The 12,594-nt window shown below is 62.9% G+C and carries 13 protein-coding genes; 3 read left to right on the forward strand and 10 right to left on the reverse strand.

What is annotated here, in order from left to right:
* Nucleotide 1: 1 nt before the first annotated feature.
* From QA645_RS13180 to xoxF5, 5 genes are all read right to left on the reverse strand, one after another.
* The gene (locus QA645_RS13180; protein WP_254132961.1) at nucleotides 2-454 is read right to left on the reverse strand and encodes a (2Fe-2S)-binding protein; all 453 of its coding nucleotides are present in this window, start codon (nucleotides 452-454) and stop codon (nucleotides 2-4) included.
* Nucleotides 455-1,077: 623 nt separating this feature from the next.
* Entirely contained in the window at nucleotides 1,078-1,638 is a 561-nt protein-coding gene (gfa, locus tag QA645_RS13185; RefSeq protein ID WP_254132960.1) for an S-(hydroxymethyl)glutathione synthase, read from the reverse strand.
* 33 nt (nucleotides 1,639-1,671) lie between these two features.
* Nucleotides 1,672-2,781 carry an S-(hydroxymethyl)glutathione dehydrogenase/class III alcohol dehydrogenase gene (locus QA645_RS13190; protein ID WP_254132959.1) on the reverse strand — a complete coding sequence of 370 codons (1,110 nt, stop codon included), beginning with the start codon at nucleotides 2,779-2,781 and terminating at the stop codon, nucleotides 1,672-1,674.
* A gap of 60 nt (nucleotides 2,782-2,841) precedes the next feature.
* Nucleotides 2,842-3,330, reverse strand: a complete 489-nt coding sequence (locus QA645_RS13195; protein WP_254135484.1) for a c-type cytochrome, methanol metabolism-related — start codon at nucleotides 3,328-3,330, stop codon at nucleotides 2,842-2,844.
* Between the two features lie 111 nt (nucleotides 3,331-3,441).
* On the reverse strand, nucleotides 3,442-5,247 hold the full coding sequence (gene xoxF5, locus QA645_RS13200; RefSeq protein WP_254132958.1) for a lanthanide-dependent methanol dehydrogenase XoxF5: 1,806 nt from the start codon (nucleotides 5,245-5,247) through the stop codon (nucleotides 3,442-3,444).
* A 513-nt stretch (nucleotides 5,248-5,760) separates the two neighbouring features.
* Between xoxF5 and QA645_RS13205 the strand changes: the two genes are divergently transcribed.
* Nucleotides 5,761-6,729: a helix-turn-helix domain-containing protein gene (locus tag QA645_RS13205; protein ID WP_254132957.1), complete on the forward strand. Its 969-nt coding sequence runs from the start codon at nucleotides 5,761-5,763 to the stop codon at nucleotides 6,727-6,729.
* A 55-nt stretch (nucleotides 6,730-6,784) separates the two neighbouring features.
* Here the strand turns inward: QA645_RS13205 and QA645_RS13210 are convergent, their stop codons facing one another.
* The 5 genes from QA645_RS13210 to QA645_RS13230 form a co-directional block, all read right to left on the reverse strand.
* A complete protein-coding gene (locus QA645_RS13210; RefSeq protein ID WP_283050716.1) occupies nucleotides 6,785-7,210 on the reverse strand; it encodes a hypothetical protein in 426 nt (141 codons plus the stop codon).
* Nucleotides 7,211-7,291: 81 nt separating this feature from the next.
* On the reverse strand, nucleotides 7,292-8,332 hold the full coding sequence (locus QA645_RS13215; protein ID WP_283050717.1) for an FUSC family protein: 1,041 nt from the start codon (nucleotides 8,330-8,332) through the stop codon (nucleotides 7,292-7,294).
* Between the two features lie 321 nt (nucleotides 8,333-8,653).
* Nucleotides 8,654-9,580 (reverse strand): transporter substrate-binding domain-containing protein, encoded by a 927-nt coding sequence (locus QA645_RS13220; protein ID WP_283050719.1) that lies wholly within the window; start codon nucleotides 9,578-9,580, stop codon nucleotides 8,654-8,656.
* The gene (locus tag QA645_RS13225) at nucleotides 9,577-9,921 is read right to left on the reverse strand and encodes a cytochrome c (RefSeq protein ID WP_283050720.1); all 345 of its coding nucleotides are present in this window, start codon (nucleotides 9,919-9,921) and stop codon (nucleotides 9,577-9,579) included. The genes QA645_RS13220 and QA645_RS13225 overlap by 4 nt, the downstream gene beginning before the upstream one ends.
* A 21-nt stretch (nucleotides 9,922-9,942) precedes the next feature.
* Complete coding sequence (locus QA645_RS13230; protein WP_283050722.1) at nucleotides 9,943-11,607, reverse strand: methanol/ethanol family PQQ-dependent dehydrogenase; 1,665 nt, start codon at nucleotides 11,605-11,607, stop codon at nucleotides 9,943-9,945.
* A gap of 333 nt (nucleotides 11,608-11,940) precedes the next feature.
* On the opposite strand from QA645_RS13230, the gene QA645_RS13235 reads away from it, so the two are divergent.
* A complete protein-coding gene (locus QA645_RS13235) occupies nucleotides 11,941-12,333 on the forward strand; it encodes a calcium-binding protein (protein ID WP_254132951.1) in 393 nt (130 codons plus the stop codon).
* Between the two features lie 171 nt (nucleotides 12,334-12,504).
* Nucleotides 12,505-12,585 carry a pyrroloquinoline quinone precursor peptide PqqA gene (pqqA, locus tag QA645_RS13240; RefSeq protein ID WP_012029362.1) on the forward strand — a complete coding sequence of 27 codons (81 nt, stop codon included), beginning with the start codon at nucleotides 12,505-12,507 and terminating at the stop codon, nucleotides 12,583-12,585.
* The last annotated feature ends 9 nt before the right edge of the window (nucleotides 12,586-12,594 follow it).

Below are 12,594 nucleotides of genomic sequence, written 5' to 3' on the forward strand. Positions count from 1 at the left end.
GTCACACTCCCGTCGATGCGAGGTGGACGGCGTTCTCGATGCGCTGGTAGCAGCCACAGCGGCAGATGTTGCCGGACATCGCCTCGCGGATCTGGTCATGCGACGGCTTGGGGTTGTCCATCAGCAGCGCAGCCGCCTGCATGATCTGGCCGGCCTGGCAGAAGCCGCATTGGGGAACATTGACCTGGCGCCAGGCCTTCTGGACGGGATGATCGCCATTGGGATGCAGCCCCTCGATCGTGGTGATTTCGCGCCCCGCGACGTCGTTGACCGAAGTGATGCAGGCGCGGACCGCCTCCTTGTCGACGATGACGGTGCAGGCGCCGCACAGGGCCTGGCCACAACCGAATTTCGTGCCGGTTAACCCGGCCTCGTCGCGCAGGAACCAGAGTAGCGGGAGATCCGGGTCGCCATCCCAGCTCTGTTCCTGGCCGTTGATCTTCAATTTGATCATGATCGTCCCTCGCTCTTCATAAGCTCGATGATTTCAGGATTTGCCGATGTCGATCGGCGAAATGGTCCGTACGTCGTGCCGTCGCATCTCCGCCTGTGATCCTCCGCGGGCAAATCCCGGCAGGAAGCTGAAATGCGAATCGTCATGTGCGGATGTGCTCGATACCTCCCGTTTTGTTCTTAATTGATTGAATGTCGCGCGGCATCATCACGGCGGAATGATAGCAGACATCGCGCCGGGTCGGCGTTCACAGCCAAGTGTTCTTAACGAGCTGTTCTCGACGGGAAAAGATCGCAACGAAGGTTGTCAAAAGCAGGGCGCGGCAACACGCCGCGCGATCGGCAAATACAAAATCTGCGCGAGGTGAAAAAAGCTTCGTCCGCCAGAGGGACTGCGCGGACGAAGCAGTAGTCCTCAGTCGAGGGAGGGAGAATCGCAAGGCGCGCTGACTTCAAGCAGGAAGAGGGCGGCACTGCGCAGTCATTCAGAGACCAGGACTGAGGGAGCGGAACGCGCTCGCATACGCAAAGTGCACAGGCGGCAAACTCGCCGCAATCATTCGAGAGTTGTCCGTCCCCTCTCTGGTGACCCTCGAGGGGACGGACAATTGCCTTGCGGCCTTGTCAGGCGGCTTTGGCCTTCGCCACGTGGGTCGCGATCGCATCCATCAGCGCCGGCGACAGGCAATCATAGGGCTCGAGCCCGATTTCCTTCAGCCGCGACCGGATGCCGGCCATCTGTTCGGGCTTGACGCCGGATTCGATCACCGAGGAGACGAAGGCGGCGAATTGCGGCGCCTGCGAGCCCTGCTCCTGGAACAGCTCCGGATGAACGAAATCGAGCCCATAGAACGGATGGTTCTTGTTCTCGATGCGGCCGAACATGTGGGTGCCGCAGGCCTTGCAGGCGTGACGCTGGATCACCGCCGAGGCGTCGACGATCTGGAGCTTGTCGCCGTTCTCGAGCACGGTGAGGTTCTGGCGCGGCACGACGGCCACGACCGAGAAGTTCGCGCCCTGCGGCTTCCAGCACTTGGTGCAGCCGCAGGCGTGGTTGTGCGCCACGTCGCCCTTGATGCCGACCTTGACCTGATGGTCCTTGCATTTGCAGGCGAGCGTGCCGCCGGCAAAGTGGCCGGTGCCTTGTTTGAGACCGTTGTCGATCGAGGGATGGAGTGCAGTCATGGGTCGATCCTCCTTGGGTGTGACGCTTGCGAGCTAGAACACGACGACTGAACGAATCGATTTACCCTCGTGCATCAGGTCGAAGCCCTTGTTGATGTCTTCGAGCTTGAGCGTGTGGGTGATCATCGGGTCGATCTGGATCTTTCCGTTCATGTACCAGTCGACGATCTTCGGCACGTCGGTGCGGCCGCGGGCGCCGCCGAAGGCGGTGCCGCGCCAGTTACGGCCGGTGACGAGCTGGAACGGACGGGTGGCGATCTCCTTGCCGGATTCGGCGACGCCGATGACGACCGAGGTGCCCCAGCCGCGATGGCAGGCTTCCAGCGCCTGGCGCATCACGGTGGTGTTGCCGGTGCAGTCGAAGGTGTAGTCGGCACCGCCGTCGGTCAGGGTCACCAGATGCGGGACGATGTCGCCGGTGATCTTCTTGGGGTTGACGAAATCGGTCATGCCGAACCGGCGGCCCCATTCCTCCTTGGTGTCGTTGATGTCGACGCCGATGATCTTGTCGGCGCCGGCCATCTTGGCGCCCTGGATCACGTTCAATCCGATGCCGCCGAGGCCGAACACGACGACGTTCGAGCCCGGCTCGACCTTCGCGGTGTTGACGACGGCACCGACGCCGGTGGTGACGCCGCAGCCGATGTAGCAGCTCTTGTCGAAGGGGGCGTCCTCGCGGATCCTCGCCACCGCGATCTCGGGCAGCACCGTGAAGTTGGAGAAGGTCGAGCAGCCCATATAGTGGTAGATCGGCTTGCCCTTGTAGGAGAAGCGGCTGGTGCCGTCGGGCATCACGCCCTTGCCCTGCGTCGCGCGGATCGCGGTGCAGAGATTGGTCTTCTGGCTCAGGCAGCTTTTGCACTGCCGGCATTCCGGCGTGTAGAGCGGAATGACGTGATCGCCCGGTTTGACCGAGGTCACGCCTGCACCGATCTCGCGGATGATGCCGGCGCCCTCATGGCCGAGGATCGACGGGAAGATTCCTTCGCTGTCGAAACCGTCGAGCGTGTAGGCGTCGGTATGGCAGATACCCGTCGCCTTGATCTCGACCAGGACTTCGCCGGCCTTCGGTCCTTCCAGATCGACTTCGACGATCTCGAGCGGCTTCTTGGCTTCAAAAGCAACGGCGGCACGTGTCTTCATCGGTAACTCCTCAAATTCTCGCAGGGCGCCAAGACCTGAGTCTCAGCCGGGTCCAAACGTTCACTTCTTGCCCATGCACGAGTCTTCATTCTTGGTATAGGCGTCGTTCTTGTCCTCATGCTTGCCGGGACGGGCGCGGCCCCAGGCCTCGTTGGAACGGGCGCGCAGATAGACATAGAGATCGTCCATGTAGCAGGCGACGTTCGGGTTATCTCCGAAGGCCGGCATCACATTCTCTGCGGCGGTGGAGATGTTCTTGCGGCCCGAGGCGACGACGCCGAGGAAATCGGCATAGCTCATCGTCTTGAGCGAATCCTTCAGTGCGGGTGCATAGGTCGAGCCCATGCCATCCGGGCCATGACACACATGGCAGTCCGAGTGATAGCGGCGGTATCCGGAATAGGTGTACCAGTCGACGGTCTCGCCGTTGACCTTGTAGGTCGGGTTACCTTCCTTATCGAGCCATTCGCCAGTTTCGTTCTGCTTGACGGCGGTCGGGTCGCCCGAGCCGTCCGCGACAGCAATTCCTCCGGACGCAACGAAGATCATCGCAGCAATGACAGAGCAGATTTTACGCAAGAGGTGTTCCTCGAAGGCGTTCGGTGGAGACGAGCCGGCGCGTGGAGTTGATCCACGCGCCGGAGCGATACGGAGCTGAGGCTAGTTCGCGGGCAGCGAGAACACGGTCAGCGTACCGCCGAGCGCCGTGTAGTTGCTGAGCGCGGCGTAGCCGCCGACTGCGCCGAGACCTGCGGTCGGATCGGTCAGGCCAGCTGCCAGACCGATGCCGGCCCAGCCGCCCACGCCCGAGAGCACTGCGACATACTGCTTGCCGCCGTTCTCATAGGTGGTGACGTTGCCGATGATGCCGGAGGGAGTCTTGAACTTGTAGAGCTCCTTGCCGGTCTTGGCGTCGACTGCCTTCAGGTAGCCTTCGAGCGTGCCGTAGAACACCACGCCGCCGGCGGTCGCGAGCGCACCCGACCAGACCGAGAACTGCTCCTTGTTCGACCAGACGATCTTGCCGGTCTTGCCGTCCCAGGCGATGAAGTTACCCATATGGGTATCGCCCTGCGGCGGATACATCGAGAGCGTCGCACCCACGTAGGGCTGGCCCGCGGTGTAGCTCACCTTGAACGGTTCGTAGTCCATGCAGACGTGGTTGGTCGGAACGTAGAACAGCTGCGTGTCCGGCGAGTAGGCTGCCGGCTGCTCGTCCTTGGTGCCGAGCGCGGCCGGGCAGATGCCCTTCACGTTGTGATCTTCGCCGGCCTTGTCGGTCGAAGCTGCGTCGAGCACCTTCGGACGGCCATAGGTGGCGGAGTTCTTGTCCATGTCGACGCCGGAGGTCCAGTTCACCTTCGGATCGTACTTTTCGGCGACCAGGAGCTCGCCGGTGCCGCGATCGAGCGTATAGCCGAGGCCGTTACGATCGAAATGCGTCAGCAGCTTGCGGGCCTGACCGTTGATCGACTGGTCCGAGAGGATCATCTCGTTGACGCCGTCATAGTCCCATTCGTCATGGGGCGTCATCTGGTAGACCCACTTGGCCACGCCGGTGTCCGGGTTACGTGCCCAGATGGTCATCGACCATTTGTTGTCGCCCGGACGCTGCTTCGGATTCCAGGTCGAGGGGTTGCCCGATCCGTAATAGATCAGGTTCATCTCGGGATCGTAGGAGATCCAGCCCCAGGTCGCACCGCCGCCGATCTTCCACTGATCGCCTTGCCAGGTCTTCAGGCTGGAGTCCTTGCCGATCGGCTTGCCGAGCGCAGTGGTCTTGTCGTCGACCAGGATCTGGTCATCCGGGCCTTCCGAGAAGCCGCGCCAGGCCAGCTTGCCGGTCTTGATGTCGTAGGCGCTCATGTGAGCCTGAACGCCGAACTCGCCGCCGGAGATGCCGATCAGCACCTTGTCCTTGACGACCATCGGTGCCGAGGTGCCGGTCTCGCCCTTGCTCGGATCGCCGTTCTTGGCGGTCCACGCAACCTGACCGGTCTTGGCGTCGAGCGCGACGAGGGTCGTGTCGGCCTGATGCAGGAAGATCTTGCCGTCACCGAAAGCGAGGCCGCGGTTAACGGTATCGCAGCACATCACCGGGATGACGTTCGGATCCTGCTTCGGCTCGTACTTCCAGACGATCTTGTTCTCGTTGGAAAGGTCAATGGCGTAGACCTTGTTCGGGAACGGCGTATGGACGTACATCATGTTGCCGACGATCAGCGGGCCGCCTTCGTGGCCGCGCAGCACGCCGGTCGAGAAGGTCCAGGCAACCTGGAGCTTGCCGACATTTTGTGCATTGATCTGGTTGAGCTTGGAGTAGCGGGTATTGGCATAGTCGCCGGTCGGCATCACCCAGTCTTTCGGGTTCTGCGACATCTTGAGCACTTCGTCATTGGCTGACGCGCTCCCGACGGCGAGAGCCGCCGCGGAGCCAAGAAAGGTCGCCAGTAGCACCTTGCGCATAGTCATTCCTCCGTTGGTCTCGTTTTATTGTTTCCGAAGCATTGCTCAATCACCGGGCTTCTCGTCCGGCGTCTGCTCGTGCAGGGCGGTCACGTTGGGGACCAGAAACGATGCTGTGCTGTTTCCTCCTCCGATGAGAGCTACGGGTCCACGTGCAGGAGCGGCCCGTTCTTTTTGTTCCTGCCGCAATCCCTAACGACTTCGCCAACGGGAAACTTGCCCAAGAGTGAACCCGCTTTGCTCGACAGCGCACGGAGGCAAAGTTTTTGATTTTGCGGTAGCGAATTCAGCGGCTTCCGTGCGGCCTGGCGCCGCGCGCAGCGATCAGGTTCCCCTTGACGGCGCTGCAACTAAGGCGGAGGATTAACTTTCAAGGGTGGCAAAGGAACGATGGCGCTCGTTCAAAAGACCGCCCAAATTTGAGGTAAACGTCACGCAATCATGGCTGAGGGCTCCAGCAGGCGCTGGCCGCGATTCGCGTAGAATCTCCGGGTATCACCAGTGGCTGGATTAATGTCCGACACAATTCACACGCTCTCGACGACCGGACTGACGCCGAAGCGCCAGATCCAAAGCTGGATCGACGGGCTGACGAGTCTGTGCGGACACTTCGATGTCGATCCGCTCGAAGCATCCTCGCTCGAGGGGCGCATCGACTACACCACCGTCTCGCGCCTGAAGCTCTGTCAGATCGAGGTCAGCCAGCATCGCATCGCGCATACGCTGGCGCGCGCCAAGGCCAATGAACACCCGTACATCAAGATTCACTTCCAGACCTACGGCGTGTCCTATTTCGAGCAGGAAGGCCGCCACATCGAGCTGAACCCCGGCGACATCATTGCCTATGACGTCTCATGCCCGCATCTGATCGTCAGTCCCGCCTTCACGCGCCACGATGTGGTGATCGTGCCGAAGGCGCTGCTGCGCGATCGCGGCTTCCCGTCGCAGCGCATGCCGGCCTGCAAGCTGTCGGCGAAGACGGGGACCGGGCGGATCGCCCATGATTTCGTCCATGCCACGTTCGACGAGGCGGCGAAGCTGTCGGCCAACAGCGCGGTCGGTGTTGCTGATTCGCTGATCGACCTGTTGCTGCTGCCGCTGCGCGAAGCCGACACGATGTTCGATCGGGTCGGGCCCGAGGCGATGTATGTGCGTGCCCAATTCTTCATCCGCGAGCACTTGCGCGATCCCGATCTGTGCATCGACCAGATCTCCGCCGAGCTCGGCTGCTCCAAGCGCTATCTGCACATGCTGTTCTCCGAGCGCGGCACGACGGTGAGCGACTACATCTGGCAGGCCCGCTTGCAGAACTGCCGCCAGGAGCTCGAGGCGCACGGCGGCAAGACCATCACCGACGTCGCATTCTCCTGGGGCTTCTCCAGCTCATCGCATTTCAGCCGCGTGTTCCGGAAATATTTCGGCGTGGTGCCGTCCTCGATCCACAAGGGGCAGCAGAGCGCTGTTGCCGTGGACGAGAATTAAGCGGGCGTCACGCTGCGGCTCGTCGCGGGTTGCGTTGGCCGGACCCGCGATCCCCTCACGTCGATGTGGCAACGTAGGGAATGCTGGCCACGAGAGCGGCCACCAGCACCGCGTTGCAGAGCATTCCGCTCCAATGCAAACGACGTAGCTGGCGCACCGCGTCCGCATTGCCCGCATCTCTGGCGCTGAGCTGATCGTCCATCTGGCGTATGAACCACGGGCGTCCCCAGATCGCGAGGGCCGCGATCAGGCCGATGCCTGCTGCGAACAGCGGTCGTCCCGCGAAGATGAAAGCCACCGTCCCGATGATGCCGGCCACGCTAATCATCCTGAACTGGATGTTGAACATCCCGCGCAGCAGCTGCGTCACCGGCGGGATGTCGAGCTTGACCAGCAGGAAAGCGGGCGAGGCCAGCAGGAAATAGCCCATCGGGAAAAGCAGGATGACCAGGGCGGCCACGGCGACGGCATCGGGTCTCATGCGAGCGGCCTTTCTCGTCCCTGACGGCAAGAGGCTTCCGGTTGTACCGTCCGATCATAGCTCGCAAATGCGTTCCCGACACTAGGCTTTGGTCGGATGCGAAGGGGGCGAACCACCTTTCCGCATCACGCGCTGCCAGACGATATCGGTCAGGGCAACCGCGATGAGGCCAAACGCGCCGCCGATGATCACATTGGCGACGCGCTCCTCCGCAATGCCGCTGGCGCCGCCGGCAAAGGATGCGGCGAGCGCGATGAAGAAGCAGCGCAGGCCGAAGCCGACGATATAGCGGGAGAACGAGATCAGCGTCAGTGTGGCTGCGAGAACCGCAAACGCATAGCCGACGCGGTTCTGCGGCAGTGCGAGACCGGCGAGGAAGCCCGAGGGCACACCGACGAAGGCGCCGATGGCGCGTTGCTTCAGCTTGTCGGTGGAGGCCGAGAGATCGCCGACCACGACGCTCGCGGCCGACCACATCACCCATTGTCCCTGCGCAAGGTCGAGGATCTCGACCAGCGCCGCCGCGGCGAACACCGCCATGGCGGTGGCCGCTGCGGGCAGCGTCCACTCGGCCGCAGGCGGCCCGAACGAGGTCGCGGCATTGCCGCGCCGCCGCTGATCGTAAACCTGGATGGCGCAGACCAGCGCCAGTGCAACCGGCGAGGAGACGATGATGATGCCGGCATGCCGCAGCGCCTCCGAGGCGCTCACGCCTTCGCGCACCTCGCAGGCGAGGTAGACGGCCGGAATGAACACCCAATTGCCGAGCGTACGAAAATGCTCGCCGTAACGTGTCACCGCCACCGCGAGGAAGCCGGCAAGCGCGGTCAGAACCACGAACAGCGGTTTGATCGGGGCGGCGAGGAAGAGCGCCGCAAACGTCACGAGTATCACCAGATAATGCCATGCGACCACTTTGGGCGGAAAATGCTGCCGCAGAGCCGGAATCAGCAGCGACACCGCGATCAGTCCCAAATTCAGGAGCGCCGTCTCGCGCGAGATGAACCAGGCGGCCACGAACGGGCCGACGACGATCAGTGCGCGCAACAGCTCGCTGCTTTTGATCTCGCGGGCGAGGAGATCGCGGAGGCTAGAGGAGGGCGGGGTGGTCGGGGCGTTCACGGGGCACCGTCGTCAAATGAGACGTATGCATAGCACGGGAGCAGCCTCCTGACTTCGGTGTGCGAGCCAACAGTCTCGCCACACCCTCGCCGTCATCGCCCGGCTTGCCGCTTTCGCTGAAGCTTCGGCGCGCCGAGCGCCTTTGTGGGCCTCGGCGTAGCCTTGGCGGAGCCGGGACCGGGCGATCCAGTACGCCGAGACGGCAGAGATTGAATCGAGAAGCTGCGGCGTACTGGATGCCCGCCCCAGTGCGCAATTGCGCACAAGGCGGGGCATGACAGCGGAGAGTGGCGCGGCACCGGGGCGGTTCGCGTCCGGCTCTCACCGCTGAATGATCTTCGTCCAGACGTCGCCGAGGATCGCCGGCTCGCGCGGCGACAGATAGGTCAGGCCGGCTTGCTTGCCGAATTCGGCGATCTTGCCCTCGGCCGCGAGATCCGTGAGCGCCTTGTTGACGGCCTCGATCAAAGCGGGATCACTGCCGAGCCCGACATAGCCGCGATTGGCCCCGATCGGATAATAATAGCCGGAGCCTGATATCGCAGTGTCCGGATGCGCGGCGCGGTGGGCGTCGTAGCGGGCGAGATCGATCAGGGTCGCATCATAATCGCCGCGATCGAGCGCGCCGAGAAGGTCGTCGCGGGCGGGCACGAGATGGGTGATGTTGTCGATCAGCCGTCCCTTGTCGAAGGTCATCAGGATGGCGTCGCCGAGCGATCCGCTTTCGATGGCGAGGCGCAGGCCTGCGAGGTCGCCGATATCGTTGATCTTGCGGTCGCGCGCCTTCGGCCCGAGCACCACCGTCATCGGCGAATAGACGTAAGGCCGGGTCGGAGCAAGTTCGCCGAGCGAGACGCGGCGGCGCCGGTCATCGCGCGTGGCGCCTGCGAAATCCGGTAGGCGCGCCGTCGGCACGCCGGGCTTGACGAGGGAATCCGTTGTCAGCGCGTAGCCGCCGACCAGCGAGCAACGGCCGTCGGACAGCAGCGCATTGGTTTCGAGCTGCGGGCTCGAATCTTCATCCAGCTTGCTCTCGAACCACTGGATCCTGAGCGGGCGCCCCATCCGGTCCGCGATCGCCTGCGCCAGCAGCACGTCGAAGCCCGAGTCCGGCTTGCCGCGGTGATGCGCCGAGAGCGGCGGCCGGTCCTTGTCAAGGCAGACACTGAGGGGATCTGCCGCCCACGCCACCGTTGTCGAAGCCGCAAGCGTCGCGACGAGACCGAGTGCTGCCAGCCGACCTCTCATGGCTTCCTCCGGCTCGAGATGAAGGCCCAGAGATCGCCGATCTCGTCATCGTTGAGGATGTCGCCCCAGGGCGGCATCTTGTTGTTCTTGCCGTTCTTCACGGTGGTGACGAAGCGCGTCCTGTCGTCGGGAAAGGCGCGCAGGTCCGGCGTGACGGTGCCGGAATTCATCATGTTGGGGCCGTGGCAGTGCGAGCATTTTTCGGCATAGGTCGACTTGCCGTGGTCGATCTGCGCCTGCACCGGATTGCCGTTCGAATCATCCGCGGCACGAACGGTCGCCGCAAGCGCGACCGTCAGCACCGCGACGGTGGCGAGGATCGCCACCGTCCTGTGAGCCATGTCTCTCAACGTGTCTTGCCGTTACTGCTTCACCGCAAAGACCCAGAGCGAGCCGCCCGGCGGCACCTGGGCCAGCCGCTCGTCGCCGGAGAACAGCGAGTAGACGCCGCCATAGCCGCTGGTGACGGCGATGTACTGCACGCCGTCCTGCTGCCAGGTCACCGGCTGTCCCTCGATGCCGGAGCCGGTCTGGAACTGCCAGAGCTTCTTGCCGCTGTCGGCATCGAAGGCCTCGAACTCGCCGGTCAGCGCGCCCGTGAACACGACGCCGCCCGCAGTCGACAGGACGCCGGAGAAGCGCGGGATATCGCTTGCCGCCTCCCACTTCGCCTTGCCGGTCATCGGATCGATCGCCTTCAGATGGCCGCGCGCGCCGTCACCCCATTCCCAGGGATCGGTCAGGTCCATGCCGAGATAAAATTCACCCTGCTTGAAGGTGGCCGGCTCCGACTTGTACCTGCCGCCGAAGGCGAGCGTGTTGGCGTAGGCGAGGCCGGTCTGCGGGTTGAACGACATCGGCTCCCAGTTCTTGCCGCCGAGGATCGACGGATAGATGGTGACCTTCTTGCCGTCGCGCGCATCCTTGACGACGTCGGTCTCGATCGGACGGCCGGTCTTCAGATCGACGCCGGTTGCCCAATTCACCTTCACGTAAGGATTGGCCGCGAGCACTTTTCCGTTGGTGCGATCGAGCACGTAGAAGAAGCCGTTGCGGTTGGCATCCATCAGCACCTTGGTCGGCTTGCCCTCGACGTTCATGTCGGCGAGGACCATTTCGGCCACCGAGTCATAGTCGAACGGATTGTTCGGCGAGAACTGGTAGTGCCACTTGATCTTGCCGGTCTTGGGATCCATCGCCAGCACGGAGCAGGTGTAGAGATTGTCGCCGGGCCGCACGGCCGCGTTGAACGGGCCGGGATTGCCGATGCCCCAATAGACCGTGTTCAGCTCGGGATCATAGGAGCCCGTGATCCAGGTCGAGCCGCCGCCGAGCTTCCAGGTGTCGCCCTTCCAGGTGTCGCCGCCGGGCTCGTCCGGTGAGGGGATCGAATTGGTGCGCCAGAGATGCTTGCCCGTTGCCGGATCCCAGCCATCGATGAAGCCGCGGGTGCCGAATTCGGCGCCGGAGATACCGGTGATGACGACACCGTCCGCGACCAGCGGCGCCACCGTCATCGAATAGCCTTCCTTGATGTCGGCCGCCTTCTGCCGCCACAGCTCCTTGCCGTCCTTGGCGTCGATCGCGATCACGTTGGCGTCGAGCGTGGTGCGGAACAGCTTGCCGTCGAACAGGGCGGCACCGCGATTGATGATGCCGCAGCAGACGATGCGCGGCGTCTCCGCCGGATATTCGATCTTGGATTTCCAGATCTGCTTGCCGGTCTTGGCGTCGACCGCCATGGTCGCGTTGTGGGAGGTCACGTAGATCACGCCCTGGTACACCAGCGGCTGCGATTCCTCGCTGCGATCGTCGTTGAAGGAATAATTCCAGACCGGGACGAGGTTCTTGACGGTGTCCTTGTTGATCTGGTTCAGCGTCGAGAAGCGCTGCAGATTGTAGCCCATCCCGTAGTTCAGAACGTTCGACGTATCGGTTGCGCCCTTGACCAACTGATCGGTCGTTTGTGCGCTCGCAACCGAGCATGCGGATATGACGAGGCTCGCGGCCATCGCAAAGCGTTTCATCCGTTCCTCCCAATATGCGCGCCTTTTGACGCTGCGATTGCAACACTCCGCCCGAAAGCAAAACCCGTCAATACGAAAGTCGAACGCGCGCTGCCGATAGTTTGGACGCCAGATGCCAGGCTTGATGCGGTAATCTTCGAAGAATTCTGCTCGTCTTGCGCGAATGCGCTGCATCAATTTCCACGGCGCGAAGATTGACGCAGCGCGAGAATTTCAGCGCGGCGCCGGTTTCGTCGCGGTGACCATGGCAATTCGGCTTGAACCGCGGCCGGCTTGCGGACTTATGTTGTCGCGAGCCTGCGCGAATCGGGGCTCATGATGAGGGAGGTCAAAATGATATCGCGTCGCTCAGTTGCGCTTGCGCTCACGTTCGCCGTGCTCTCCGGTCCGGCCTGGTCGGCATCCGGCGGCGCGGTCAAGATGTTCGACACCGACAATGACGGCACGCTCGATCTGGCCGAGGTGAAGAAGGCCGCCGCCGCGCTGTTCGCAAAGCTCGATCCCGATCATGACGGGACGCTCGACATGCGCGAATTGCGCGGACGGTTAACGGCGAAAGAACTCGCCGCCGCCGACCCCGATCACGATGGCACGCTGACGCTCGATGAATATCTTGCAGTTGTGGAGCAGCGCTTCAACGCGGCGAATCCCGACAAGGATGGAACGCTGGATGCGAAGGAGCTGAACTCGCGCGCCGGCCGCGCATTGCTGCGCTTGTTGCGTTGAGCACAGCCGCGCTTGACTGGGAGCGAAGGCGGTTTGCCCGAGAGTGAACTGTGCGCGTCCCGCGCGACAGTTCGCTGTGTTCGTGGTCCGATTCCAGGCTTGCGCCGTGACTGACGCAGCCCTAGGTTTTGCCCGGCGCGATGTCGCGCTCAATCCCTGGGGAGACCCCGAATGGCCTGGAAAGCTCCGAAGATCGTGGAAGTGCCGGTCGGCATGGAAATCAACATGTACGCCTGCGCTGCGCGCAAGTAAGACTGACGA

The sequence above is a fragment of the Bradyrhizobium sp. CIAT3101 genome (assembly GCF_029714945.1).
Taxonomy (GTDB): Bacteria; Pseudomonadota; Alphaproteobacteria; order Rhizobiales; family Xanthobacteraceae; genus Bradyrhizobium.

Bases quoted from the DNA above. Each gene is read 5' to 3' on its own strand.
- QA645_RS13180 (WP_254132961.1), bottom strand. From the start codon at position 454: ATGATCAAATTGAAGATCAACGGCCAGGAACAGAGCTGGGATGGCGAC.
- gfa (WP_254132960.1), bottom strand. From the start codon at position 1,638: ATGACTGCACTCCATCCCTCGATCGACAACGGTCTCAAACAAGGCACC.
- QA645_RS13190 (WP_254132959.1), bottom strand. From the start codon at position 2,781: ATGAAGACACGTGCCGCCGTTGCTTTTGAAGCCAAGAAGCCGCTCGAG.
- QA645_RS13195 (WP_254135484.1), bottom strand. From the start codon at position 3,330: ATGATCTTCGTTGCGTCCGGAGGAATTGCTGTCGCGGACGGCTCGGGC.
- xoxF5 (WP_254132958.1), bottom strand. From the start codon at position 5,247: ATGCGCAAGGTGCTACTGGCGACCTTTCTTGGCTCCGCGGCGGCTCTC.
- QA645_RS13205 (WP_254132957.1), top strand. From the start codon at position 5,761: ATGTCCGACACAATTCACACGCTCTCGACGACCGGACTGACGCCGAAG.
- QA645_RS13210 (WP_283050716.1), bottom strand. From the start codon at position 7,210: ATGAGACCCGATGCCGTCGCCGTGGCCGCCCTGGTCATCCTGCTTTTC.
- QA645_RS13220 (WP_283050719.1), bottom strand. From the start codon at position 9,580: ATGAGAGGTCGGCTGGCAGCACTCGGTCTCGTCGCGACGCTTGCGGCT.
- QA645_RS13225 (WP_283050720.1), bottom strand. From the start codon at position 9,921: ATGGCTCACAGGACGGTGGCGATCCTCGCCACCGTCGCGGTGCTGACG.
- QA645_RS13230 (WP_283050722.1), bottom strand. From the start codon at position 11,607: ATGAAACGCTTTGCGATGGCCGCGAGCCTCGTCATATCCGCATGCTCG.
- QA645_RS13235 (WP_254132951.1), top strand. From the start codon at position 11,941: ATGATATCGCGTCGCTCAGTTGCGCTTGCGCTCACGTTCGCCGTGCTC.
- pqqA (WP_012029362.1), top strand. From the start codon at position 12,505: ATGGCCTGGAAAGCTCCGAAGATCGTGGAAGTGCCGGTCGGCATGGAA.